We start from the raw sequence: 26,566 nt of genomic DNA on the forward strand, positions 1-26,566 counted from the left end.
TTTATAAAATAGGAAAGAAAGGTGACGAACATGCGCAAAGTTAAAATGAACGTCCAAGGACGCGTCCAAGGCGTAGGATTTCGCTACATGACCAAGATGGTCGCTGATCAACTAGGCGTGACTGGAACGGTAAAAAACGAAGATGACGGCTCAGTCACGATCGAAGCAATCGGCAATGACGACATCATCCAGAAATTTATTGAAGAAGTCAAGAAATCTCCGAGCCCAAGTGGACGAGTGCAGTATGTGGATGTCCAAGAAGACCCGATGATTGAGGAACGAAAGAAATTTGATGTGGTGGGATAAGGTTGTGAAAAAGCTGGTCTGCATCAAGCATTAAGGACAGGTTGTGAAAAATAGCTCTCCATATTTTTCAACAGGCTGGACTTAATGCCGTAGATGCAAGCTTTTGAACACCGTCGATAAGGTTATTCTTGAGGCGCTTTGCCTCAAGCATTAAGGACAGCAGTGAAAAAGCTGATCTATCACTTGCAGTGAGTTCATTTGTCTCCGCTTTTCGGGCAGAATAAAAAAAGTTTTTAGTTTATTATAATAAGAAAGAAACACTTGGAATCATTCTACTTTTTCCTAGTATTTCTTTCTTGATTTTTTGTCTTTTTTTCAAAATTTTTCGCTACGTAAAAGAACGAATATTTATATGAAATTTCTATGAAGTTGATTGAATTCCATGCGCTTTTTTAGTATAGTTAAGTTTGTGTAAAAATTATAGAAGAGGAAGTATTCTATGAATAAATGGAAAAACTGGTTATTGGGATCCGGACTTGTCAGTATCCTGCTCTTTTTATCTGGCTGTGTGCGGATGGATTCAAACGGAAACCCTGACACTTCGGGAATCGTTTATCGAGTACTCGTCCATCCTATGGGCCAAGCGATTACATATCTAGTTGAGAATTTCAATTGGTCTTATGGCTGGGCAGTTATTGCAATGACTGTGATCGTCCGTATCATCATCTTGCCACTAGGTATTAGTCAATCGAAAAAAACAATGATCCAATCTGAAAAAATGCAAGCGTTAAAACCACAAGTTGAAGCAGCCCAACAAAAATTGAAAGCTGCAACAACACGTGAAGAACAAATGGCGGCACAAGCAGAAATGCAGCAAGTATACCGCGAAAACGGATTGAGTATGACCGGCGGAATCGGCTGTCTGCCTCTATTGATCCAAATGCCGATTTTCTCTGCCTTGTACTTTACGGCACGTTATACAGAAGGTATTCGGGAATCATCTTTCTACGGCATCGATCTAGGCTCACCAAGTATGGTGCTTGTTGCCATTGCAGGGGTCGCTTATCTGCTTCAAGGATATATCTCAACGATCGGTATTCCTGAAGAACAGAAAAAGACGATGCGTACGATGCTGATCGTTTCTCCTGCTATGATCGTCTTCATGTCGATCAGTGCGCCAGCCGGTGTTACACTTTACTGGGTAGTCGGTGGTGTGTTCAGCTGTCTGCAAACATTCATCACAAACGTTATGATGAAACCACGTTTGAAAGCACAAGTGGCAGAAGAGTTGAAACAAAACCCACCAAAACAAGTCGTCACTCCAAGAAAAGATGTGACAGAATCAGCTAAACCAGCTGACAGCAAACAAGCAACCAAACAAATCAAGCAACCCAAAAACAGTACAAACAACAAAGGCCGCAACGCAGGAAAGCAGCAGAAGCGGAAATAAAAACATAGGACAAAAAAGATGAGAGCTAAGCCCTCATCTTTTTTGTTACTCTTCCTCTTCTGCTATTCCATTAATTAATTCGTTGACAGAGACAATGCTTTCACATCCTGCACGAACAAACTCGGGCTCTGAACCAATCATCTGTGAGTTGATAAATTCAATGACCATCGGAAGATTCATCCCAGCATAAAGAGTAATCTGTTGTCCTTCCATTATTAGTTTAGAAATGATATTTGCAGGTGTACCACCTAAAAGATCGCATAGTACCACAAAATCATTTAACGAATCTGTGACAGTGAGAAACTTTTGTTTGTATGTTTCAGTGCCATCTTCTGGTAATAAAGGTAACGTGTAGATATCCTCTTGAGGCCCCATGATCATTTCTGTACTTTTTTTCAATTCCTCACAAAATTTTCCGTGACTAATCAATACCAATTGTCTACTCATTTTTCGCTCTCCCTTATTTCGAAATCACACCCAATGCAGATAAAGCAACACACACAATTAATACGATAAAAATCGCTCGAGTAGGAGTCATGTTTTTCTTTCCTAATAACCAATAAACACCACCGACGATCCCAGCAGGTAAAATTTTAGGTAAGATCATATCGATATAGTTTTGCATATTCAATGTCACATCGCCAATCGTTGGTGCCCATGAAAATTTAACATTGATCATTGTCGCAACTAATGCCCCTACCATGAATACCCCTAATAAAGTGGCTGCGTCCGTTAATGCAGTTAAGCGAGATTGCATAGTAGTAACTAAGGAAATTCCTTCTTTGTATGCAAATTCAAGTTGCTTCCAACGAAAAACCATGACAACGATCTGAGCAAAAATCCATATAAACACACCTATCGGATTTCCATCAGTTGCCATATTCGCCGCCAAAGCCCCAAAAATCGTTGGAATCAAAGCAGCAAATACGGAATCTCCAATCGCTGCAAAGGAACCCATCAATCCAGCTTTCAGCCCCGATACGGTTTCCTTTGAAGCAATTCCCTCTTTTTCTTCCATTGCAAGATCAATCCCAGTAATGATTGTATTAAAAAAATTAGAAGTATTAAAAAATTGCGTATGTGTTTTCATCATCTCTTTTAATTCTGGTGTATTGTCTCCATATATTTTTCTTAGTTGTGGCAAGATAGTATATAAATAGCCAGAACCCTGCATTCTCTCATAGTTCCAACCTAATTGAAAAGTGAACAAACTTCTTCGATTGATTTGCTTAAAATCTTCTTTTGTTAATTTGTAATTAGATTTCGTCATCTTCGATTTCCCCCTCAACAGAATGTGATGGCTCACTAGCTAATGGTTGATGGTCTTTGTTTTGATCATTCTTATAACTGATCATTGCTAGTGCTAGACCAATCAATGCTACAGCAAGCATCGGCAGCGAATTGAAAGTTGCCGGAAGATCTTTAACAACGCTTGCCACACTTGTTCCTAATAATTGAACATTAGAGAATAACGTTGCTAATAATGCCGTGATCGTAAATCCTAAAATAAGATAAGAAAGATGTTTTTTTACTGGTAAATAGCGCAGAAGAATGGCAAACCCAACAGCTGGTAAAACAGCTCCTGCTACTGAGAGCCCATCGCCTAGCCATTTTAGATTCCCGTTTAAAACAGAAACAACATTTTCAACTAATCCACCACCAAATGCTAAAGCTAAAAATACAGGAATCATACGAGAGAGCGACCAAGGTAAAGCTCCCATTAAGAAATTGCGTTCGATTGCTTGATAATTCATGTCTTCTACGTGACGGTCAATACGATGGGCAAAGTATGTGTTAGCGAATCTAGCTAAAATATCCAATTGGATCATTAAGCTTGCTACAGGCACTGCAATAGCAGCAATCGCTTGTTCTGGATTCATTCCAAGAGAAATCGAGAAGGCAGTTGCTAAAATAGTCCCAGAGTTGGCATCTATTTTTGATGCGCCTCCAAACGTCCCCACTCCTAAAACTGTCAACTGCATGCTGCCACCAATAATCAAACCTGCGTTTAAATCACCCATTACTAAACCTGCATATAACCCTGCAAACACTGGCGCACTCATTGAAGAATAGATCTGTAATTCATCTAAAATTTGATAACCTGCATATAATGTTAATAATAAGATCTGCCACCATTGAATATCCATGGATCATTCCTCCTATTTGATTAAAAGATTCATAAAGTCTTCTGCTTTATCGTTTGGTACCATTTGAGCAATTAAATGTATACCAAGCTGATCTAATTTTTTAAATACTTCGATATCTGCATCTACCACATTGATTGATTTTGTAATGGACCGTGTTTCATTCGTTTGTGACATATTCCCCACATTTACTTCTTTGATAGGAACTCCTTTTTCTACTAAAGATAAGATTCGATCTGGCTTTTTTGCTACGATCAATACTCGTTGAGAGTCATATTTGCCAGCTAAAATATTTGTTGCTGCTTTTTCGATTGGCAAAATGCTTAATTTTACCCCTGCTGGAGTCGCTAACTTCAATCCACTTTTTTCAATTGTGTTTGTGGCTACCTCATCATCCACGACCATGATTCGACTAATATTCAGCTTCGTTGTCCAAAGATTTGCTACTTGTCCATGTATCAAACGTCCATCAATTCTTACACCAATAATTGCCATCATGCATTCTCCTCATCTATTTTTTCTATTGGTTGTTCAATTAAATCTGTGACATCATCAAATATCTCTTCTGTTTCAAAGATAACGTTTTCATTTTTTCTTTCTTATATTTCATTTTTAAGCCAAGAACAAATTCTCTCTCAGTCGAAGAAAACGCTTTCTTTTATATTTAAGTTCATTTGATTTTCTTAACTTGAATGTGTTTCATCAACATCGTAACTTTCATAGGGTCGATCCAGCCAGTTTTCTCTTGTTGCGCGTTTGCCATGCCGCAAGCCATAGAAAATGCGAGAATCTCTTCGATTGATTGCCTTTTTGATAACGCATTGGCCAATCCTGCAAGGGTCGCATCACCTGAACCAACAGGATTAACAACTGATATTTTAGGAATAATGACTTCGTAAAAACACTGAGCAACTTTTGCCACAGCACCTCTCTCTCCTAAAGAAACAACAACCCATGGCACTCCTTCAAATATTGGATGAGCTAATAAGGACTGAATTTTGTCTAACTGAATCGAAGAACAGATACGTTGGCCAATCAGTTCTCCTAATTCTTCCAGATTTGGCTTGATAAGTAGTGGCTTCTCCTTACCTTTCAGTACTTCAAGCAAAAATTTACCAGAAGTATCTAGTAATATGTCTTTCCCTTTTTTATCAGCTAAAGCAACCAATTGCTTATAGTAATCAAGAGGGCATCCTTGGGGTAAACTACCTGAGATCGTCATAATATCTGATATTTCGAGGAGCTGCTCAAAATGATCGGTAAATGTCTGTTGTTCTTTCTTTGTTATGAAGGGACCTCGTTCCAAAAGCTCTGTTTGTCTCGAACCATGCAGGATAGCAATAGAATCTCTTGTCTCTCCTTTAATTGGAACAAACTGATGCATGATCCCTAACTGATCTAGCTGGTTCTTTAGATATTCACCGTGCTGGCCACCTATTAAACCAGTAGCTATCACCTCTTCTCCTAATAAATTTAGAACTCTCGCCACATTCACTCCTTTTCCTCCCGCTGTTTTATTGACTGTTTCAACTCGATTGACTTTGTCGAGGTTTAATTCTTCAACTGTATAAGCGATATCGATGGAAGGATTCAAGGTAACTGTCGTAATCATTTCATCTTCACCTTTTTGCTTTTTGTTTTATTGAACCAAGGAGTAGCGGTTTCATTTATTACTTTATTTAAAGTCTCGATGTTTTCTCTCCCATTTGTTCTTAACCAATGAATAGCTCCGTCTTTTCCATTTTCGACGTATGCTTTGACCCCATCTTTCCATGTCGCACGTCCACACAATACACCATTGAAGGTGGAACCCGATTCATGAGCAAAAATCAGTGTTTGTTGAAATAATTCTGTTGAAACACCCCCGCTCAAAAAAATGAATGGTAATGGAGTCGCTTCACTTTGCTCCTTAAAGAAGGCGGCAGCCTCTTCTTTGCTGTGAATAAATTCACCTGTGGAATAGCCCTTCACATAATTCATATTGACAGGTACTTCTACTTTCAATACATCAACTTTATATTTTGGATCAGAAAATTCTTTCATCATCTCAATAACTTTGTGGGGCTTGACTTTCGCATACTCTGGAGAAGAACTATCGCTTATTTGTGCGTCATAAGAAACTAATTCCAAATAGAAGGGACGATTTTCTCCTTCACACTCACTACCTAAACGTTCGATGAACACATGCTTCAAATGATTGATTTCGGGTGCTTCATCAACATCGTAGTAAAGTAAGAATTTTACTGCATCCGCTTGCTGTTCTTTCAATCTGAGAGAAGACCAGTCCGCTAATAAATCAGGTAGACGACCAGGCGTAGTTGCGTCATAGCCGGTTTTCTCATAAGCTAACAATAACCCCGTCTCTTTTGCTCTGACTTTTGCTGCTGGCAATCCATATTCCGGATCCAATAAAATAGCAGAAGCATAGGGTGTCAGCTCAGCTGATACTAGTTCTTTGAATTCACTGATTTGGTCTTCACTTGGCTCTTTTCCCAACGATTTGATCATTTTTTTTAGAGCACCACGCTGATCGATCGCTAATGCACTAATAATCCCATCTTTTGTTGATAGTCTCTCCATTGCCCTATTTTTTTCTTCATTCATCTGTCATTTCCCCTTCGTTTTCATATTTATGAATGATGACGCCCTTGACTACTCGATTGACCGTGCCTGTTGGAGATGGTGTATCTGGTTTATTAGCTACTTTGATTGAAGTATAGAGTGCAATGATTTGTGCAGTCATAATCATCGCTAATGCAAGATAGGCATCGGGCAATTTACTCACCGAGTCTTCCAATAGCACAGTCATACCTGAGAAATCAATAGTACTTGGTTGCGCAATCGCAATGACATTAGCAGTGACCCGATCTTCTTTTATTTCCTCTAAAATATCTAAGTCATAATTTCGCGTATATGGTTGATTGCTCACAAAACCTACAACGAGTGTCTCGCTATTTAAAAAAGACTTTGGTCCATGACGGAACCCCATCGAAGAATCAAAAATTGTAGCAACTTTACCTGCTGTTAATTCTAAAATTTTTAATTGTGCTTCTCTTGTCGCACCTGCCAAACTTCCTGAACCCAGATAAGCGATCCGTTCAAAAAAATCAGGTAATAACTTTTGAATTTCTTGATCTCTTGAAAGAAGATCTTGACCGATTTTAACTAATTGTTCAAGATATCTTTCTTTTTTCTCCATTGCTGTTTGATCAAAGATCCATAAAGCACTCAATAACATACACGTAAAACTTCCTGTCATAGCAAAACCTGCATCGTTTGCTCTCTCTGGCATCAATAACAGATAATTCTGTTTATCATCCTGTGCGTTTTTTGCCAACATCCCCTCTTCAGCACAAGTAATCGTCAAATGAAACAATGTTTCAACTTGTTCATTTGCAATTTGCACAGCCGCTACACTTTCTGGACTGTTGCCGCTGCGAGCAAATGAAACTAATAAAGTCGGTTCATTCGGAAACAAAAATTCTTTTGGTGAAGCTACGATATCTGTCGTGCCAAAACTGTGGAAGATAAAAAATTGATTGTCTCCATGTTCATTTAGATAAGGTAAGAGCGTATCCCCAATATATTGAGACGTTCCTGCACCCGTAAAAATAACGCGTATTCTTCTTCCGTTTGCTTCTTTTTTTATTTGATCAAAAAATAGAGCTAAATTTTCTTGGCTTTGCATCAATCTATCGATTGTTTCTTTCCAGAGATCTGGTTGTTGTTGTATTTCTTGTGTCGTGATTGCTGCACCTATTTGTTTTAATTTGTTCTTCGATAGCTCAAACATGTTGTTCTCCCTCTCAATCATTTTCGGATATGCCGAATTTTATAATGAAACTGGTCCGCTCTTGCTACACTATCTGTATATTCGATAATCTCATTTTTCACGTTATAGGTTATCCTCGTCAGATGTAAGACGGGAGCGCCATCAGCGATTCGTAGCACAACAGCATCTTTTTTTTGCACGATACTTGCATAAAACTCTTCATCAGCTAATTGAACTTGTTGTTCATAATCCTGTGAAAACACATCATACAATGGTTTACTTTCAAGTAACGGCAAATCAAGTCCCATAAATAGTTTCGCCGGTAGATAAGAACGCTCAACCATCAATGGCTCTTCATCTGCCAAACGCAATCTTTTAAGTTTAAATACAGTTTCACCTAAATGGATGTTCAAATTCTTAGCAATTCTCTTATTAGCTTCCATTTGTCTAAATTCTAAAATGACCGTCTTAGGGACGCGCCCTATTTCGCGCATTTCTTCTGTAAAGCTATATGCTCCAGCTAAGTTCGATGACTTATCAGACAAATCAGAGACATAGGTACCTTTTCCATGTCTTCGGTAAATATAACCTTGATTTTCCAATTCCTGTAAAGCCAGACGTACGGTGGTACGACTCACCCCATAGTGTTGACAAAGTTCTCTTTCAGATAACAGCTTATCATGCGGAGTCATCTGTGTTTCGATACGATCCTTCAATAAATCAACTAGTTGATAATACAATGATTTTCCTTTATTTGAGCTCTCCATAAAAATTACCTCTTCTTTACTGGTTATAACCACAACACAAGAATAGTGAATTATTAATCATTTGTCAAAGGTTTTTTAGACCAAAAATGCTATTATAACAGCACTCTAAAGTTTTATAGTTTGAATAGGCAAAGATACCTTGAAAATACCAGTTACCAATAAAAGAACAGAAAAAAAGACGAACCACATAAGCGATCCGTCAAAATGGACTAACTTATCGAGCAGCGTAATCCACATTAATCTCTATGATATTCCTACCACTATCGTTTTATTACTTCTAATATCATTTACAACAACCTAAAATAGCTTATTAATGACGAATGTTATCAATAGTTTTAGATAACTTTTGCAGTTTTATACTTTTTTTCTATAAAATTTGACAAACATTTTTTTAAATAACTAATTATTTTTTCGAATCTATCACTCAGACAATCCTTTTTCTTACTTCTTAACATAAATAGAAGTTGCTGTTTCTTCTAATAGTGTACTTAATTCTTTAATATTTTGTTTTCCTTCTTCTAACATCCAACTACTCGCTTTTTCTTCGCCTTCGGTAACAAAAGGTGCTACTCCCTTCGCCCATGTTGCTCGTCCACATAAGACACCATTGAATGTCGAACCTGATTGTTTTGCAAAACGCAATGTATCTTGAAATAGTGCAGCGCTGACTCCCGCACTTAAAAAAATAAACGGTTGTTCAGTCACTTTCGATTGTTCATAGAAATACGCGGATGCCTCTGCTTGACTATAACAAGTCTCTTGCCCATATCCTTCCACAAATCTCATATTCACTGGTACTTCTACTTTCAATACATCCACTTGATAACGTTCTTTTGAAAATTCTCGCATGGCTTCAATCACTTTATGCGGTTTTACTTTTGCATAGTCAAGAGAAGACGGATCGCTAATAGTTGCATCATAAGAAAGGATCTCTAAAAAGAAAGGCATGCCTTCTGCTTCACATTCTGAACCAATCCGTTCTATAACTATTTGTTTTTGCACATTAATCTCTACTGGTTCATCAACGTCATAGTACAATAAAAATTTACAAGCATCTGCACCCACTTCTTTTAACCTTTTCGCTGACCAACTATTCAGTAAATCTGGTAGTCGGCCCGGCATTTTCGCATCATAGCCGGTTTTTTCATAAGCTAGCAACAAGCCACATTCTTTCTCTCGAAGCGCTGCTGCAGGCAGACCATATTCTGGATCGAGTAAAATAGCAGAAGCATACGGAGTCAGGTACTGAGAAACCATCTGTTTAAATTGGATGATATCTTCTGATGTAGCTTCTTTATATTGGTTGATCATTTTCTTCAAAGCACCACGCTGGTCGATTGCTAACGCGCTAATAATTCCAGCTTCATCCGTCAATCGCTTCAAACATTCCTGTTTTTCTATACTCATTTTCTTCATATATCTTCACCTATTTCTTTAGTTAATATTGTGGCTATTTCTGTTTTTGATTTTGCTGCTCTCAACTGTTCTGTAACCTCTTTTCGCATCAATGATCGTGCAACGAGAGACAATAATTTCAAATGAGTCGTTCCTGCTTCTGAATCTGGGATAAATAACGCAAAAATAAAATCAACTGACTGTCTATCTAAACTGTTCCATTCAATTCCTTTGTTCAGTGTGACGATAATCAAACTGGGTTCGTTGATTGTTTGAGACTTCGCATGAGGGATAGCAAAACCTGACATTATTCCTGTAGTACCTTCTTTTTCTCTTTCTAGAAGTTTTTGATATACTTCTTTTTCGTCATGAGCGATTCCTAAACAGAATGTTTGCTTTGCTAAAAACTTAAATGCTTCTTCTTGACTATCTAATGGCTGTTGTAAAAAAATGTTCTCTTCATGAATGATTGTCATGATAAGCCTCCTGCTCTTCCTTCTTCGATAACTGTACGATTTGCTGCTTTATTATCCATCTTCTTGTCTTTTTCAGTTACTCTTTTCTTTTGGATCAAACCTAGTATCACTCCACCAACGATCGAACCAATAAGAATCGCTGTAACCCATTGGATTTTTCCCGTCACTACAGGTAACACTAAAAAACCGCCATGTGGGGCCGGTACTTGGACACCAAACAGATAGGTCAAGACAGCAGCAATTGATGAGCCTAACATCATCGTTGGTAATACTCGGATCGGGTCTTTCGCAGCAAACGGAATGGCTCCCTCCGTAATATGAGTTGATCCTAAAATAAAATTAACCAAACCTGCATTACGATCATTGGTATCAAAATATTTACCAAACAATAAAGTTGCAAAACCAGTAATCAACGGTGGTGCAATGCAAGCTGCTGACACGCCAGCCATAAAAGTCGTGTTTCCTTGTGCCAAAAGAGCTGTACCTGTTACATATGCCGCCTTATTAATCGGTCCTCCCATATCAAACGCACACATGCAACCAACAATCACGCCAAGAACAAGTGGATTCGAATGTTCAAATCCAGCTAAAAAGCTCATCATCCCTTCATTTATAGCCTTCATTGGACCCGCCAACAAAGACATTACGATGCCAATAAACGCTACACCAATAACTGGATATAAGAAGATTGCCTTCAAGCCATCTAGTTGTTTAGGTAAAATTGTCAGTAGCTTTTGCAAAAATAAGATAAAATAACCTGCTAAGAAACCAGCTAAAATACCTCCTAAAAATCCAGTACCGCCACTCATGGCCACGATTCCACCAACAAATCCAACGACTAACCCTGGACGTTTCGCGATCCCTTCTGCAATATAAGCTGCTAAAACTGGAACCATCATCCCCATTGCTGCATCCCCAACCGTTTTTAACATCGCCGCTGTAGCATTGTATTGTGCATGGTCTGGATCAAAAGAATAGATTCCCCAAACGGCAAATGAAATAGCAATCAATACTCCGCCAGCTACCACGAAAGGCAACATATGAGAGACGCCATTCATTAAATTTTTATAGATGCTGCGACCCAAATTAGCACCACTTATCGTTTCTGATTCTAAAGTATCAACAGCTTCATTATCTGCTAAGATGGTCCCTTTTCCTGCCAATGCCTCGTCAATCAGCCGTTGTGCATCTTTGATTCCTGTACTGACAGAAACATCAATGACTCGTTTTCCCGCAAATCTTTCTGAATGGACATCTTTGTCTGCGGCAATAATGACAGCATCTGCCTGTTTGATTTCTTCAGCCGTTAATTCATTCTCGATCCCAATTTGTCCATGGGTCTCCACTTTGATCGTGATGCCTTTTTTCCTAGCTGCTTGCTCTAATGCCTCTTGCGCCATGTAGGTGTGCGCAATTCCTGTCGGACAACCGGTTGCTGCAATTAGTTGATATTTTCCCATCTTTCGAACCTCTCTTCCTTGATTTTGATTTGTTTACTTAATTCCTCCACATCCAAAAAATCAGTCAGTCCTTTACGAAAAGCAGTAGAGCTGCCTGCTGCTATGCTTTTACGTAACGTTTCATCAAGCGGTCGTCGATTCATGTATCCTGCTAAAAAAGTGCCTAACATGGCATCACCTGCACATGCTGTATTGACGACTTTTCCTTTTGGCGAGTTTCCCCGAATCACCCTGTCTTTCGTAAAAAGAATCGCTCCTTCCTCACCGAGGGATAACAAAACATTTTCTGCACCTGACTCTACTAGTCGTTGTCCATAAACAAAGTAATCTTCATCTATAACCATTTTTCGTCCGAACCAAGAAGAAAGTTCTTCCTCATTCGGTTTCAGCAAAAATGGTCGATAGGGCAAACAATCCATGACTTCTTGATCACTACTATCAATAATCAAATGAATCCCCTTTTCCTGACAAATCCGACTGATTTCTACTAAAACCTTTGGAGACAGCCCTCTTGGTAAACTCCCAGAAACACAAAGATAATCCTCTGCTTGTAATGCTCTTATTTGATTTAAAAAATTATGGACAGCTGCCTGCGGTATTTCAGGTCCTTGATTCACTAATTTGTATTCTTCTCTCGTTTGATTGACTTGTGTAAATACATTGATACGCGTCATACCAGGCACTTCAATAAACTCTGTTTGGATTTGTTTCTGCTGTAAATAGTCTTCTATATACTTTCCTGTGAAGCCAGCAGAAAAACCTAATGCCGTACTTGGGAAATCTAGCATCTTTAATACTAGTGACACATTCACCCCTTTTCCGTTTGCCTGAATGTCATCCTCTTTTGTGCGGTTTACCATAAAAGGACGCATCTCCTCTGTTTCAATAAATAGATCAATTGCCAAATTCATCGTGCATGTGTAGATAGACATAACCAATGACCTCCTTGACTCTATTATGAAATACGCGAAAGAGAAAATGTTTTCTTAATCGTTCCAACACAAAGAAAACCTTTACATTTATAAACACCTCGTGCTATTTTTTAACTAACTTTTGGTGAAAGAAGGAAAGAATATGGATCACAAATTAAGTGAAACAGAACAGTACCTCTGGAACTTTATCGAACACCACATCCTAGAGATCCCTAACTACTCCATCGTGAAACTAAGTGAACAAGCAAATGTCTCAACAGCCACCATTGTGCGAACAATGAAGAAGAAAGGCTATGAAGGATTTACTTCGTTTAAGCACCATCTAAAAGAAGGAGAAAACAAGAACATCAATTTTTCTTTCTTAGATAAAGTAGACAAAGGTATCCGTAGAGCCATTCTAAAAAATGAACAAGAAGTGGTACGTACGATCAATATGTTGGAAATCGGGAACATTGAAGATGCAATACAAAGAATCAAATTTGCTGACCGAGTTTTTGTCTTTGCCCGAGGATTTTCAGAAATGATTGGTCAAGAGATGCTCGTAAAACTTCAATTAACAGGGAAAAATTGTCAAATGCATACTGATCCAGAAATCATCAAAAGCATCAGTCGGAAACTAACTAAGAAAGACAGCGTTATTTTTGTTTCTTTGAACGGCGAGACAAAAGAACTCGTCACCGCCGCAAAGAATTGCTATGATGCAGAGATTGGTTCGATTCTAGTTACAGCCAATCATTCCTCTACACTCAAAGATTATTGCGAGATAAATCTCATAGGTTTCAAATCAGAAGGTTCGTATTTCCCTGATTATGAAGTACGTTCACGCTTGCCTCTCCAGATTATCGCGAGAATTCTGCTCGATGCCTATGTATTGCGTATGGGGGAGAATTGAGGGTATTTGATTTGCAGTTGATAACCGTTGCCCACCGTATACTTAGCAAAACTATCTAAAAATGTTTGTAAGAATTTTGATATCATAATTTATTAATCCCATTTTCCATTTTAGATAAAAGTTATATATACTTTAGCATGACTAAAAATACTACAAAATAAATAAACAAATGGGATAATAAAAAATCTGGAACAGAAGCTTACGCATTCTGTTCCAGATTTGGGTTGTTCTGATAGAAAGATAAAAAATAATTTTCTATATACATATTTTTAATATTTTTGAGAAACAAAGTAAGCTATTTTAACAATCAGCATACTCTTTTCATTCTACTTGATAAAAAAGCTTGGAAATTCATGAATATTAAATAAGGTACTTTTTTAATTTTTTATATAACAAATTAAAAATTGCTAGTTGCAAACTTAGATTTTATTCTTTATTCAACAAAGAAAGTATTTCTTTATATAATCTATAACAATTTTTGTCATCAAAATAAGTTATATATTTTTTGGCATTTTTTTCATATTTCTCATCCAAAACAAAATTAACTTTTGCTAACTTTACACATTCATTTATTAGTTGTTTTTCTGTATAAACAACTTTTGATAAAAAATTATTTGAATTATAATCAATTAAACTACCACCATGATATTCCAAGTATTTTTTTTGATCAAATTGATAAAAAATAACAGGTTTTTTTAAAAATAAAAATAACCAAGCTATACTAGAATAATCAGTAATAAGCAAGTTATAATTAGGTACTATCTCTTCTATATTGGTATTTTTTATAAATTTAATACCATATCTTTCTATGTCTTTATATGAATTATTGGCATAAAATTTATCTACGTAGAAATCGTGGATTATTACATCAATAGCTAAATTTTGTTTTTCTAAAAAAATTAGTAGATCCTCGTTTTTTAAAAATGACAATATTTTTTTATCTAGATTAGATTCGTATTCTCTCCAGGTCATCATCATTAATATTTTATTTTTATCTTTATTTTTATCTCTTAATTCTTGATCTTTTCTTATCAATGTATCAAATGTTGTAAAACCAGTGATTTTAACGTTTTTTTCATCTACACCCAAGTATCTGATTCTAGTATTTTTTTCAAATTCACTAATAGCATTAATAAGAAAATAATATTTATATTCAGTTAACTCTTTAGTTGGCAACCACATTTTTAACCCATCTATTCCATGTGAATTATATACCAACTTTACTCTTAAAAATTCAACAAGCCTATAATATATAGGTAATACATCAGCTGGAGAATGAGAAACTAGAGAAACCTCAGACTCAAAAACCATTAGATAATTACGAATGCTTCCCCAATCAATTAAATATTTAGAGTCAGGTACATTACCGTTGTTATAATTCTTTCTTATAACAAAATAACAATTTTTTTTTTGATTTAGCATATACTCAAAAAATACTTTATTGCTTCCAGCGTAGCTTTTCCCTAAGTTATATCCAAATATCCAATTTTTTTTTACTATAAAAGGTTTACGAATAAAATATAGTAACAATGCTATTAGACCATTAAAAACAAGCTTTCCCTTGTTCATTACATCCACCTTTTTTATTTTTTAGTTTTATTATAAAAAAAAGCAACAGCTTCTTTTAGTTTTGAAAAGCTTAGATAGAGGTACAATAAGTAAAACAATAAATAGATTACTGAACCCCACACATTTCCAATATATAGGTTTGATAAAGTAAATGTTAGTATCAATACATATAACCAGATCATTTCGTCTAAACTACCTTGATCAAACATATTTTTAAAGTATAATTCAGCTATTAAACTTCTAAATCCAATAGAGATTACTAATATTAAAATCATCAGATTCATATTTCGGGAAGAAAAAGCTACAATGATACCTAATATTCCACTAATAGTCAAAGCTAGTATATTAATTAAAAGCATTTCTTTTTCTTTTCTAAGCACTTTAAAAAAAGTGTTATTAATAATTTGCATCTTCCCATCAAAAATGAAAATAGGTAGTAAATAGCATAAATAATCTATTGATAATGTATAAGCAGGAAGCCAATGTTTAAGAAAAATCGAAACTGGTAAATAAAGAAGAAGCCCTCCTAACAAAATTCGATTCAAAATAATATTTCCAAAAGTAAAAATATTTTTTAATTTCTCCTTATTAATCCTCCTTAATGCAGGAAATATCACTATACTAACTTGACTAATAAAAAGAAGAAAGAAATTAGTAAGTGAAATTGCAAAGGAAAATCTACCAAAAGCTTCGATTCCCCAAAAAATATCGACAAGTTTGCGGTTCAATCCAAGTATAAGAGTTCCCATTATATTTGCAAACATTAATTTTATACCAGATGAAATTAGTATCTTTGTCTCTTTCCAATCTGAAAGATGAATATTAAAATTAAATCTAGTGACTTTTCTGCTTCTGTTATATAAATATAATGTAGAAATTAATTTAGAAAATACATACACATATATGTATATAGCAAAGTCTCTATAGTTAAAGAATATAAGACTAAGAACACCAACTATTATTATAATTTTATCTATAATAACAGAAATGGAATACAGGTATATTTCATTAATTGATTGTAACAAATAGCCAATAAAACCATTAATATTAACTAATGGTAAGTATAATGCCACAGCTATCCAAATAGTTTTTCTCTGCGCATTTTCTATAAAAAAGGATAACAACAGTACTATAATCATAATAAAAAATTGACTAATGGTAAGTATTGTAAATTGTTTCGCCAATTGTTGCAAAGGAAGTTCTTCTCTTCTCTGCCCCCCATACTTTAAATATATTCCATCATTTAACCCAAAATGTAATAAACCTAAATAATTAACATAAAATAGAAAAAGTTGCCAATAACTAAATTCTATAACGCCTAAAAACTTTGGTATTATCAATGCTATAAAGAAGCTTAAAAAAAGACCACTTAGTTGGGAGCTTATAGCATATATACTATTTTTTTTAAAATTTTCCAAGGTCCTACTCACTTTCAGGAAATTCTTTGTTCTCTTCTAAGGTTTGTTTTATAGCTGATAAATAACCATAGCCATTCTTTTCATCTGGTTCTAAATAACCTCCTTCTCCCCATTCATTCCAAGCAAATATAAAAATCATATCCTCCTCATATTCATATTTTGTCTTTTTAATTAATTCAGAAAAATATCTTTGGAATTTTTCTACAGTCACTCCGTCATAAACACTTCCTCTTTGACCTTTTCTAGGTGTATTATCCCAATCAACAAATGCACCTGGTACCATGTTTTTATCTGGTTTATGTTCTAATATATCTTTCCAAACAGAATCATAGTTATTATGTTGTAACTTACTTTCTTTGTTTATAGATAGAGGACTAATTTTAAATTTTCTTTTAATATAAGTTGAAATTGAGAACTTTAATCTTTCTTTTTTTCTTTGTTTTTCAGTTTTTTGACTTTCTAAAGTAAACCCAGGTTGAAACTCTATACCTGCATCAAATAAACTTTTGTCAAAATTAGGATCAAAATGACTTGCTGCTTTTTGATACATAAGATATATACCATCAAATCCATCTTTTTTTGCTAGTTCATTCCAACATTCACACATTTCTTTTAAATGACTCAGAATAGTAGGGAAATATAGGACTAAAACAGGTTTATTGTCAATCTTTATATATCTAGAATCTTTAAAAAAATTAGAAAAATATTGGTAATGCTCTACCCAGTCATTAGGATCGCTGTTATCATGATAAATTAGTAATTTATTATCGTCAGATACCCATCCATTAGTCCAAGGTTCATTAGCCCAACTAAAACAAAATGGAAGATCTAAATCCTTGTTATTTAAAAACATCTCAACTGGTTTTTCTAGAAGAAGTTTACCATTAAACCAGTAATGATACATACAAAAACCATATATACCATACTCTTTTGCTAAGGAAACTTGCCATTTTAAACTTTGGATTTCTGATAAGTCATAAAAATTATTATTAAGTGGGATTCTTGGCTGATTATGTTCTTCAAAAAGTTTCTTTGCCTTCTTCACATTTGTCCATTCTGTAAATCCCTTTCCCCACCATTCGTTATTCTCTTTTACCTCATGAAACTGTGGAAGGTAGTATGCTAATATTTTCATTTTAATATTCTCCTTTATATTTATAGTAATAACCAATAAGAAATAGAAACACTAGTCTTGGTTGAACTTGAAAAATTCCAGTTGAAAAATACGTAAAGACTAATATTGCTAAAAAAGATGATAAGACAAGTTTATAATATGCATTTTTTTGATATACAACTAACCTCACATAATAATAAATATTGCTTAGTAAAAAAAATAGGTAAGCTAGAAGCCCTGAAATTCCTACTTTGATCAATAATGATAAATAGCCATTATGTAGAACAGGTATTGTTGTCCCGGTTCCTCCTACTAATTCGGCAAAATATCCAACTTCTATTTCAGCACCAAACCCATTTCCAATTATTTTAGTTAAGCTATTTAATCTATGGAATTCATTTAATGCACTAAAAGTTTCATAACCTCGCCAATTAGCAACAATATTCATTTTATTAGACCAATCTTCATCCTTACTCATTTCAACAAACGATGTAACTATTTTATTTATATACTGATTTAACAATCCATTTGTAGAAAAAATTTTTATACCTTCATATAAAAACGGTAAAATAATTAATATAGTGAAGAAAAATAGAAGTGTTTTTTTCAAATTTCTTTTAGGAAATAGAATGAAGAAAAATATAATAAAAATAATCATAACAGTCCTAGAAAAAGATAAAATGACATGACTTGATAATAAACATATCAAACATATTTTTTTCCATTTATTTATAGTAAAAAAAGAAAATTGTTTAGAAAATAGTAGTATTGATAAAGCTACAGGCACAATAAAGTAGCCTGTTCCTGTTTCCTTTCTATATGCCCAAATATTAGATTGATTCATTACACTATTCTTGTTCAATAAAAAATTAATTAAGTATATAACAGATAAAACAGCAGCAGCAAAAATAATCGACTTTAGTAACTCATTATTTTTTCCAAATATCATACTTAATAAAGATATATATATAAGTATAATGATTGGAAAACTAAAATAGAATATATCCCTAGCAAAAGACAATGTATTTAAGTGAACTAAATTTAACATTCCTATACATATTCCTAGAATCAAAAGCCACACAAGAAAGCTTTGTTTTCTAACAATTTCCTTAGGAATTCTCCCATTATTCAATTTGAGCAATACTATAATACCAACAACTAGTAACATATATATAAATTCACCAGCAATTATTTCTTCTGCTATTAAAGGGATAGTAGTAAGCATAAACGCAAAATTTTTTCTGAGCCTCATGACTCCACCTTTCTATGCATGGTTATAGCATCGAGATATAAATTATTTATTTTTGTTACATGATTACTTAAACTTAATGAACTTAAATCTATAGTTTTACCAGTTCCATTCTTAAGTTCAGCAAGAAGTAAATTTATTTTTTCCGTTAACGAATCATTATTTAAGCTAAATATTAGATTTTCTTCAAGAAGATCCTTTGCACCTACATTTTCACTTACTAAAACTGGAGTGCCTAATGATAAAGCTTCTAAAACTACTAAACCAAATGTTTCTTTACATTTAGAAGGAACAATTAAAATATCAATATTATTAAAAACTTCTTTTTTTTGGATTGGTGAATACTTGCCTAAGACTTCCACATTAGAATTATATACTTTTTTTTCATTCCCATATATCTTTAATTTAAACTCGTTTTTTTGAGTATTAAACCAATTCAAAAGAAACTTATAACCTTTAAAATTTTTTTCAGATCCTATAAATCCCAATCTTACACTATGTTTGTTATTTATAAAATTTGTATCCAACGTTTGTTTAGAAAAACTTATATCACTACTGGTTATACTATGAACCACGATTTTACTATTAGGTAAATAACGTTTATATATTTTTTTAGACTGTTCACTATTAGCATGAATAATATCTATCATGCTTAACATTTTGTAATAATATTCTCTTAATTCTATAAATTTTTCTTTTTTTTCATTACTTAAAGAACATTTTCTTGGTTTTTTTTTTCTTTTACTTATTATAGAAAGATTATTTTTTTTAATTATCTTTCTAATTTGAGGATAAAACCTACATTGAAATAGCAACATTTTTTTTAGTGATAATGCTTCTTGGGAACTTTTTATCCATTCTTCAACTGTATTATTACTATCAAATGAATAATCATCAATTTCATTATAAAAATTCGGAACTGGAGCTAAACCAAAATAATCATGTGTAGTAAACACTAACGGTATTGCATTATTCTTAGCAGCTAAAATAAATTCGATTGGTAACCCCATGAAGGTGTGAATATGAACTATATCCGGTTTATATTTTTTAAAAAAGCTAGAAAAATAATCTATTTTTTTTAAAGAGATTTCTTTAAAAAAAACATTTGGATCACTTATACCTCCAAAAAGAGGTAATGGAAATGAATTCACTAAATCAAACACCTGCATATTTTTCTTATTAACTGAAATTTTTTTTAAATAACTATCCCGAAAAAAATAATTTCTAGATCCAGGATAAATTAAAAAAACGCTATTATCATCTACTTGTTTTGAAATTAAATCTTCTACATATTTGATTAAGCCCCCAGTTCGATATGGTTGTATTCCTAGCGAGTAGTGTATAATTTTCATTTCTATTTAATTCTCCTAAAACTTAATTCGTAACTTTTAATAATACATTCCCATGAAAATTTGTTTTCTATTATTCGAATAGCTTTATTCCCTACAATATCATAATTAGTAAAATCATTCATATCTACTTTATTAATCAGTTTAGATAAACTACCGACTTCTTTTTCCCAATATAAAGTACTATCTTCCCCTACTTCTCGATTAAATCCTACATTTAATAGTAAATTTAATTTAGTACTAGATAGCGCTTCGAGTAATGAGGGGTTCGTTCCTCCCACTTCATGACCATGTATATAGGCAAAAGCATTTTCTCGAATATATTTTAATAAAGCTTGGTTATAGACTGTTCCTACAAATTTTATACGTGTATCTTTTTCAAATCCTGTTGCACGTTTTAAATTTTCATAAAATTTATTCTTTTCTACATTAGTAACTAACACAAGATCTTTGTTAGTAGATGATTTCATAAATTCACGTATCATTACCTCATAATTATTTTCTGGGACAAATCGTCCTACTATTAAAAAATAATTTTTTTCTTTTATATCCTTTTCTTCATACCAGTTTCTCACAACACTATAGTTTTCTTTCAAATTTGAAGGCTCTAAATCAGTTCCATAAGCTATATATGTTGTTTTTGGTTTGTATTTGCTATACTGTTTATGAATATATTTCTCAATGTTTTGGCTATCACATATCAATAGATCTGCATGTTTAACCATAAGCCTTTCTGAAAGTTTCCAATATTTTCTTACTGGGTAACTCCATTTTGCTCTTAACCACTCGTGTCCATCAGGGTTAACAAAAAGTTTTCCGTTTATTTTATTTATTCTATTTTTAAAACGACTGATAAAGGGACCGATACGACAAGCCAAAACATAAAAAATAGGATCTATATCTTTATTTTTTTCTGCCTTTTTAATAGACATTTCTAAAGCTTTTAAATCATAATAAATAGCTCTTGCAGGACCAATGTTTGGCACATCTACATTAAAGCATTTAGCTCCATTATAAATAAACTCTTTTTCTTTAATATCCGATTTCAAAGAATTTTCAGCCATACACGCAATATGGTACTGAATCGTTTTATCAGTCTGTCTTTTAGTTAGATTTTCTACAAATGATTCAAATCCACCATACTTTGCAGGAATCCCCTTTGATCCTATTATATATACATGTTTAATCTTTGTTTTTTCCAACTTATATTCCCCTTACTAATATGCCCCATTCGGTTTTATAACGATCCAGATTGTCTTGATGATTAGTTTAAAATCATTCAATAAACTTTGATTAGTTATATATTCTAAATCTAAATCAACCATTGCATGAAAACTAACATCATTTCTACCACTAACTTGCCACAAACCTGAACATCCAGGTTTTACATACAAGCGTTGAAGATCATATCTCGTGTACTCAGCTACTTCCCTCTCCAAAGGTGGGCGTGGACCAATTAAACTCATATCTCCTTTTAAAACATTCCATAGCTGTGGTAATTCATCAATGCTTTTGGCACGGATAGCTTTACCTATTTTGGTGACGCGGGGATCTTCTTTCATCTTGAACATTGCCCCTTCTATTTCATTTTGATCCAGTAACTCTTCCAATTTTTCTTCAGCATCTAAACACATCGAACGGAATTTATACATTTTGAATGTTTTTCCATTTTTACCAACCCGTGTATGACTAAAAATTATCGGACTTTTTGGTTCTTCTTTTCTTATTCGATAAGCTACATAAATCATCAAAGGAGAAGCTAGAATCAAACCAATAATGCTCCCCACGATATCAATCATTCTTTTAAAAAACAAGTAGACATACCGTTTTTCTACTTTTTCTTTATTCAACCAAACCTGATTTGGATGTACTTCACTAATGCGAGACAATAAATCTTCACTTTCCATACTTTCAGTCCTTTTCACTATTTCACTCTCTCCTCATTTCCATTTTATCTATGAATGAAGAACTAAAATAAACCAAACTTCTTCTTTTTTACCTCTTCATAGACTGGATAACTGATCTCATCCCCGTTGATCAGGTCCTTTGCGACTTGTTTCATCTGTGCTACTTTTTCCTTACCAAAGTCCTTGGCGATTTGCTCATAACATTCTTTTAAGTAAAAGGTACGTTTAGAGACCCCATGGGCATCGGAAGCAGCCATTTGCACGAGGTTATGTTTGACCATCGTTTTGGCTGTTTTCTGGATGTCTTTACCAAATACACCGACATAACTTGGTGCGGTGAGTTGGGCCAAGCATCCCATATCTAGGAATGGGAGCAAATGATTCGGGTCTTTACGAAAATGCGCGTTGCGTTCTGGATGGACGATCACTGGTGTCTTTCCTAGTTGTAACAACTCAAAAAAGAGCCGTTCTGCATATAATGGCACTTCCAGTGTCGGAAATTCGATTAGAAGATATGTATCATCTAAATCTGTAAATAAAATTTCATCTCGGTGGATGTCTTCAATCAGTGTTCCGGTAATACGTACTTCTTGTCCTTCCAATAACGTCAAAGGCAATTGTCTTTTCTCTAATTCTGCTTGTAACGAAGCGACTAGAGAAATGACTTGTGATTTTTCATTGCTGTATTTTCCATTATTGTGATGGGGTGTGCATAAAATATGTGTGATCCCTTGTTGAATCGCTTTTTCAGCCATAGCGATACTGGCATCTAAGTTTTCTGCTCCGTCATCGATTCCTGGCAGGATATGGCAATGTAGATCGATCATTTCTCTTGTCTCCTCTCTTTTTATTTCTTAATTCCCGTAGTAATAGCCAGCATCTTTGCTGTGTTCTGCCCCATTGTATACAACACCAAGGACTCGCGCTTGTACCATATCCAGCAATTCTTTTGCTTTAGTCAATGATTCTTTACGTGACGTATTTTCCCGTACAACCAATAAGGTGCCATCCGTTTTGGAAGACATGATCTGTGCATCTGTTACGGCAACGACTGGCGGCATGTCGAAAATCACTACATCAAATAGTTGTCTTGCTTCTGCTAAAATCTGATCCATTCTTGGCGAACTTAGTAGTTCTGATGGATTTGGTGGTTTAGGTCCACTTGGCAGAATCGACAAATTGTCGACTGGTGTTCGTTGGATCTCATCTGCTACACTTCCTGATGAACTAAGAACAGTACTTAATCCGCTTGCGTTGTTCAACTTGAACGTTTCATAGATGACGGGCTTACGTAAGTCTGCATCGACTAGCAGCACCCGTTGACCAGATTTGGCAAAAACAACGGCAATGTTTGCTGCAGTGGTCGATTTCCCTTCTCCAGGTCCTGATGAAGTCACAACAATCGTTTTGATTTGCTGACCAGCTGCGGAGGCAAACTGGATATTCGTCCGAATCGTACGATATTGTTCAGCAATTGGTGAAGAGGGGTTTGTTAGTGTGACCAAACTGACTGCATGAGTTTGGGCTGCTTTTTGTTTCTGTGTTCGTGCCATTTTTCTTTCCTCCTAGACTCTTGAGCGGCTTCTGCGTGATGGCGCTGTTTTATCGTTTGTAGCTTTTGGTTGTGTCGGAGCTGGTCCTTTTTTACGGATACCAGCATTCAATTCTTTCGCTGACATTTCTGGTACAGTCCCTAAGATTGGGAAGCCTAATGTATCCGTCACATATTTTTCATCTTTTACTGTCCGGTCAAGTAATTCAAATAAGAAAGCTAGACCTACACCTACCATCATTCCTAACACTAAGCCAATCACTAGATTCAATTTATTATTTGGCGAAACAGGTGTCGTATTGGCAACTGCACCTGAGATGATCGAGATTTTATCGACATTCATCACATCTTTGGCGTTCTCTTGGAATACTTGTGACGTTGTATTAGCGATTTGTTGAGCCGTCACTGCATTTGTGCTTGTTGCTTGGATCGAGAACATTTGTGAATTTTGTGACTGATTGACGGAGATGGCATTTTTGATTTGTCCAGCAGTCATTTTCACATTGTCTTCTGTTTCTAAACGATCTTTGACTTCATTTAGTACTAGATCACTGACGATCATATCTTTATACGTATTGATCATTTGCAGGTTCGTATTGACATCATTGACATTTGCAGTATCTGATTGCGGCAGTGTCACGATCAATTGGGCTTGTGAGCTGTATTTTGGCGTCAAGATGAAAAACGTCACGATGCCTGAGATGGCCAAGCCAGCAAACATTGAGATGAGGATTGTTATCACGTGTTTGCGTAATGTTTCAAAAATTTCTTTCAAGCTGATTGTCTCTTCCATTTTTTCTCCACTTTCCTATTTATTCTCTAGATTCATTTGATCTTTTAATTCTTTTTTCACACGGTCAAGTTCTTGATCGCTGACTTTTTGGTATGAGATATTGTCTTGCATGAAGCCCTCTCCTTGCAGCTGATCTTGCTTGATCGTACCAAATGCATCCCGATAATCTAAAGCAATCTTTTTCATTTCATCAAAGCTCATGTCTGTTTTCATATTCGACTCTAGAGCATTCAAAACAGATTGATAGTTGCTTACACCGTTCAGACTCAATACTTTTTTCGCTACACCTTCTACGATCTTTCTTTGACGTTCTTGTCTGCCGTAGTCACCGTTTGGATCTTCATAACGCATACGAGAATAAGACAATGCCTGATCCCCGTTCAATGTGATTTTACCTATCGTAAAATCATAGCCATCTTGTGAGAAGGTGAGGTCATTATTGACTTCGATACCACCAACTGCATCAACGAGTTCTTTTAGACCTTTCATATTGATTGAAACATAGTGGTCGATTGGGATGTCCACATATTTTTGTACGGTATCCATTGCCATAGCAGCTCCACCGAATGCGTAAGCGTGGTTGATCTTGTCTTTTGTATCATGTCCAACGATGTCGACATACGTATCCCGAGGAATGCTGACAATCGTTGTCTGTTTGTCTTCTGGACTGACTGTGGCAACCATCATCGTATCTGATCGTCCTTGATCGACCCGACCTAAATCTCCCGTATCGATCCCCATCAATAGAACAGAGAAAGATTCTTGTTTGTCCAGATCAACTGGTTTTGTTCGTTCTCCTTGGGTTCGTTCCACTGATTCGTAAGTTTTTTCAATAGAATGTGAGAGATCTAGATATAATTTTGCTCCTACTCCTACGATTGCTAATACTAATACGACAAGAATTGCTAAAATAATTAGAAATATCTTTTTCCCTCTTGATTTTCTTCTTCGTTTTGCCATAGTTTCCTCCGTTTGCTAGCTTTGCTTGAATCCTCGCTTTTACTATTAATAGCTCGTATTGCTATAGCCCATTTGCTGAGCGACTGTTTCTGCTTTTGACGCGTATGCGGCTCTTATTTTTTCATTCCGGATCTGTTCGATGAGACTGAGTGCGGTCAAATATTGATCGTAAGTAGCAGTAGCTGTTACTTGACCATCTTTCAGCATCGTATCGAATAGCTGATCTAGTTGCGTGACTTGTGCAATTTGGGTATCAGCGAATCCTAGATATTGCATAACGACCGTTTTCCAAGCACTATCCTTAAAAAAGCTCATATTTTCACGTATATGGGCGACATCTGCACTTGCTAACTTTTCTTTGATGATGACATCATCCACAGCTTGCTGCCAGTTTGATACGTTTTTAGTAAATAATTTATTGACAGCCGTCTGGATCTTCAGTTTTGATTCTGCATCCTCTAACTGCGTTAAGATTGCTTTCTTTTCTTCTTGGATCGCAGCAGCTTCTTTAGGTAATTCTGATTCCTTGATGTCATAATCATCTGCCGAAAGTTTGATAGAAGATAGTTTATGTGACAAATTTGAAACTGTTTCTTCTGTTATTTCAGGATTTAGGAAAATTTTTTCTTTTGTACTGTACAGCTTATCTACTTCTTTTGATAAAGAGGTCACGGTGTCTTTTTGATTGGTGATGGCAGATTCTGCGTAATTGATCCGTTGATGATGTTGCCGCTGATTATTGAGATGGTATCCAAACAAGCAAATCACAGTAGCGCCTGTGCCTACCGCCACAGTAGCCAATAACTTGACGAACGGCTTTTCCATAGATTCACTCCTAAATATTGATGATAGATAAATAAAGATGTGATTCATTCACATCAGAATGAGCGCTTTTTATTTTAAAAGCATAATTAAACTAATATATTCATAGAAATATTTATAAACGGGTTTTCCCTATATAATCATACCACAAACAGTTTTCTTGACTAGGGAAATTTCTAATTTAAAAGTAAATAAAACAATAACAAGATTGTTGTTAATCGTTTTCATTTTTATTTCCTCACTTTTCATGAGCGTTTTGAAAATTCGAACAAATAATAAAATAACAAAAATTATTAAAA

27 protein-coding genes are annotated in these 26,566 nt (G+C 34.9%); 3 read left to right on the plus strand and 24 right to left on the minus strand.

The genetic code is table 11. The features are described from left to right. Nucleotides 1-30 precede the first annotated feature (30 nt). Nucleotides 31-306 carry an acylphosphatase gene (locus HMPREF2988_RS07815; RefSeq protein ID WP_002289551.1) on the plus strand — a complete coding sequence of 92 codons (276 nt, stop codon included), beginning with the start codon at nucleotides 31-33 and terminating at the stop codon, nucleotides 304-306. A gap of 439 nt (nucleotides 307-745) precedes the next feature. Beyond that, a complete protein-coding gene (yidC, locus tag HMPREF2988_RS07820; protein WP_002291748.1) occupies nucleotides 746-1,696 on the plus strand; it encodes a membrane protein insertase YidC in 951 nt (316 codons plus the stop codon). Between the two features lie 45 nt (nucleotides 1,697-1,741). Here the strand turns inward: yidC and HMPREF2988_RS07825 are convergent, their stop codons facing one another. From HMPREF2988_RS07825 to pfkB, 12 genes are all read right to left on the minus strand, one after another. Beyond that, a complete protein-coding gene (locus tag HMPREF2988_RS07825; protein WP_002311321.1) occupies nucleotides 1,742-2,143 on the minus strand; it encodes a PTS sugar transporter subunit IIA in 402 nt (133 codons plus the stop codon). Nucleotides 2,144-2,156: 13 nt separating this feature from the next. After that, complete coding sequence (locus HMPREF2988_RS07830) at nucleotides 2,157-2,966, minus strand: PTS system mannose/fructose/sorbose family transporter subunit IID (protein WP_002311319.1); 810 nt, start codon at nucleotides 2,964-2,966, stop codon at nucleotides 2,157-2,159. After that, nucleotides 2,953-3,843: a PTS mannose/fructose/sorbose/N-acetylgalactosamine transporter subunit IIC gene (locus tag HMPREF2988_RS07835; RefSeq protein ID WP_002311317.1), complete on the minus strand. Its 891-nt coding sequence runs from the start codon at nucleotides 3,841-3,843 to the stop codon at nucleotides 2,953-2,955. Before HMPREF2988_RS07835 ends, HMPREF2988_RS07830 begins: the two co-directional genes overlap by 14 nt. 12 nt (nucleotides 3,844-3,855) lie before the next feature. Further along, nucleotides 3,856-4,335 carry a PTS sugar transporter subunit IIB gene (locus HMPREF2988_RS07840; RefSeq protein WP_024635520.1) on the minus strand — a complete coding sequence of 160 codons (480 nt, stop codon included), beginning with the start codon at nucleotides 4,333-4,335 and terminating at the stop codon, nucleotides 3,856-3,858. A 175-nt stretch (nucleotides 4,336-4,510) separates the two neighbouring features. Beyond that, nucleotides 4,511-5,452 carry a hexose kinase gene (locus HMPREF2988_RS07845; protein ID WP_070770356.1) on the minus strand — a complete coding sequence of 314 codons (942 nt, stop codon included), beginning with the start codon at nucleotides 5,450-5,452 and terminating at the stop codon, nucleotides 4,511-4,513. Beyond that, on the minus strand, nucleotides 5,449-6,444 hold the full coding sequence (lacD, locus tag HMPREF2988_RS07850) for a tagatose-bisphosphate aldolase (protein ID WP_070770357.1): 996 nt from the start codon (nucleotides 6,442-6,444) through the stop codon (nucleotides 5,449-5,451). The genes HMPREF2988_RS07845 and lacD (HMPREF2988_RS07850) overlap by 4 nt, the downstream gene beginning before the upstream one ends. Then, complete coding sequence (locus HMPREF2988_RS07855) at nucleotides 6,437-7,633, minus strand: SIS domain-containing protein (RefSeq protein ID WP_070770358.1); 1,197 nt, start codon at nucleotides 7,631-7,633, stop codon at nucleotides 6,437-6,439. Before HMPREF2988_RS07855 ends, lacD (HMPREF2988_RS07850) begins: the two co-directional genes overlap by 8 nt. A 17-nt stretch (nucleotides 7,634-7,650) precedes the next feature. Further along, complete coding sequence (locus HMPREF2988_RS07860; RefSeq protein WP_002311311.1) at nucleotides 7,651-8,379, minus strand: GntR family transcriptional regulator; 729 nt, start codon at nucleotides 8,377-8,379, stop codon at nucleotides 7,651-7,653. A 441-nt stretch (nucleotides 8,380-8,820) separates the two neighbouring features. Continuing rightward, nucleotides 8,821-9,795 carry a tagatose-bisphosphate aldolase gene (gene lacD / locus HMPREF2988_RS07865; protein WP_070770359.1) on the minus strand — a complete coding sequence of 325 codons (975 nt, stop codon included), beginning with the start codon at nucleotides 9,793-9,795 and terminating at the stop codon, nucleotides 8,821-8,823. Next, nucleotides 9,792-10,250: a PTS sugar transporter subunit IIA gene (locus HMPREF2988_RS07870; RefSeq protein ID WP_002314721.1), complete on the minus strand. Its 459-nt coding sequence runs from the start codon at nucleotides 10,248-10,250 to the stop codon at nucleotides 9,792-9,794. Before HMPREF2988_RS07870 ends, lacD (HMPREF2988_RS07865) begins: the two co-directional genes overlap by 4 nt. Further along, complete coding sequence (locus HMPREF2988_RS07875; protein ID WP_070770360.1) at nucleotides 10,247-11,710, minus strand: PTS fructose transporter subunit IIC; 1,464 nt, start codon at nucleotides 11,708-11,710, stop codon at nucleotides 10,247-10,249. The genes HMPREF2988_RS07870 and HMPREF2988_RS07875 overlap by 4 nt, the downstream gene beginning before the upstream one ends. Then, entirely contained in the window at nucleotides 11,692-12,642 is a 951-nt protein-coding gene (pfkB, locus tag HMPREF2988_RS07880) for a 1-phosphofructokinase (RefSeq protein ID WP_070770361.1), read from the minus strand. Before pfkB ends, HMPREF2988_RS07875 begins: the two co-directional genes overlap by 19 nt. 142 nt (nucleotides 12,643-12,784) lie before the next feature. On the opposite strand from pfkB, the gene HMPREF2988_RS07885 reads away from it, so the two are divergent. Next, nucleotides 12,785-13,534, plus strand: a complete 750-nt coding sequence (locus tag HMPREF2988_RS07885) for a MurR/RpiR family transcriptional regulator (protein ID WP_070770362.1) — start codon at nucleotides 12,785-12,787, stop codon at nucleotides 13,532-13,534. Between the two features lie 426 nt (nucleotides 13,535-13,960). Here the strand turns inward: HMPREF2988_RS07885 and HMPREF2988_RS07890 are convergent, their stop codons facing one another. The 12 genes from HMPREF2988_RS07890 to HMPREF2988_RS07945 form a co-directional block, all read right to left on the minus strand. Next, the gene (locus HMPREF2988_RS07890) at nucleotides 13,961-15,103 is read right to left on the minus strand and encodes a CDP-glycerol glycerophosphotransferase family protein (protein ID WP_070770363.1); all 1,143 of its coding nucleotides are present in this window, start codon (nucleotides 15,101-15,103) and stop codon (nucleotides 13,961-13,963) included. Between the two features lie 14 nt (nucleotides 15,104-15,117). Then, nucleotides 15,118-16,521 (minus strand): oligosaccharide flippase family protein, encoded by a 1,404-nt coding sequence (locus HMPREF2988_RS07895; protein ID WP_070770364.1) that lies wholly within the window; start codon nucleotides 16,519-16,521, stop codon nucleotides 15,118-15,120. Nucleotides 16,522-16,525: 4 nt separating this feature from the next. Further along, nucleotides 16,526-17,656: a glycosyltransferase WbsX family protein gene (locus HMPREF2988_RS07900; protein WP_010732182.1), complete on the minus strand. Its 1,131-nt coding sequence runs from the start codon at nucleotides 17,654-17,656 to the stop codon at nucleotides 16,526-16,528. 1 nt (nucleotide 17,657) lies between these two features. Continuing rightward, the gene (locus HMPREF2988_RS07905) at nucleotides 17,658-18,887 is read right to left on the minus strand and encodes an O-antigen ligase family protein (protein WP_070770365.1); all 1,230 of its coding nucleotides are present in this window, start codon (nucleotides 18,885-18,887) and stop codon (nucleotides 17,658-17,660) included. After that, nucleotides 18,884-20,236: a glycosyltransferase gene (locus HMPREF2988_RS07910; RefSeq protein ID WP_070770366.1), complete on the minus strand. Its 1,353-nt coding sequence runs from the start codon at nucleotides 20,234-20,236 to the stop codon at nucleotides 18,884-18,886. Before HMPREF2988_RS07910 ends, HMPREF2988_RS07905 begins: the two co-directional genes overlap by 4 nt. A 2-nt stretch (nucleotides 20,237-20,238) precedes the next feature. Continuing rightward, the gene (gene cps2T / locus HMPREF2988_RS07915; protein ID WP_070770367.1) at nucleotides 20,239-21,435 is read right to left on the minus strand and encodes a beta 1-4 rhamnosyltransferase Cps2T; all 1,197 of its coding nucleotides are present in this window, start codon (nucleotides 21,433-21,435) and stop codon (nucleotides 20,239-20,241) included. A gap of 15 nt (nucleotides 21,436-21,450) precedes the next feature. After that, nucleotides 21,451-22,140: a sugar transferase gene (locus HMPREF2988_RS07920; RefSeq protein WP_070770382.1), complete on the minus strand. Its 690-nt coding sequence runs from the start codon at nucleotides 22,138-22,140 to the stop codon at nucleotides 21,451-21,453. Between the two features lie 62 nt (nucleotides 22,141-22,202). Continuing rightward, nucleotides 22,203-22,967 carry a tyrosine-protein phosphatase gene (locus tag HMPREF2988_RS07925; RefSeq protein WP_002348500.1) on the minus strand — a complete coding sequence of 255 codons (765 nt, stop codon included), beginning with the start codon at nucleotides 22,965-22,967 and terminating at the stop codon, nucleotides 22,203-22,205. Between the two features lie 27 nt (nucleotides 22,968-22,994). Continuing rightward, nucleotides 22,995-23,693: a CpsD/CapB family tyrosine-protein kinase gene (locus HMPREF2988_RS07930; RefSeq protein WP_070770368.1), complete on the minus strand. Its 699-nt coding sequence runs from the start codon at nucleotides 23,691-23,693 to the stop codon at nucleotides 22,995-22,997. 12 nt (nucleotides 23,694-23,705) lie between these two features. Further along, nucleotides 23,706-24,485, minus strand: a complete 780-nt coding sequence (locus HMPREF2988_RS07935) for a YveK family protein (RefSeq protein WP_070770369.1) — start codon at nucleotides 24,483-24,485, stop codon at nucleotides 23,706-23,708. Between the two features lie 15 nt (nucleotides 24,486-24,500). After that, on the minus strand, nucleotides 24,501-25,445 hold the full coding sequence (locus HMPREF2988_RS07940; RefSeq protein WP_002308652.1) for an LCP family glycopolymer transferase: 945 nt from the start codon (nucleotides 25,443-25,445) through the stop codon (nucleotides 24,501-24,503). Between the two features lie 45 nt (nucleotides 25,446-25,490). Next, entirely contained in the window at nucleotides 25,491-26,270 is a 780-nt protein-coding gene (locus tag HMPREF2988_RS07945) for a hypothetical protein (RefSeq protein ID WP_070770370.1), read from the minus strand. Nucleotides 26,271-26,566 lie beyond the last annotated feature (296 nt).

The organism is Enterococcus sp. HMSC061C05, assembly GCF_001814765.1.
Taxonomy (GTDB): domain Bacteria; phylum Bacillota; class Bacilli; order Lactobacillales; family Enterococcaceae; genus Enterococcus_B; species Enterococcus_B lactis.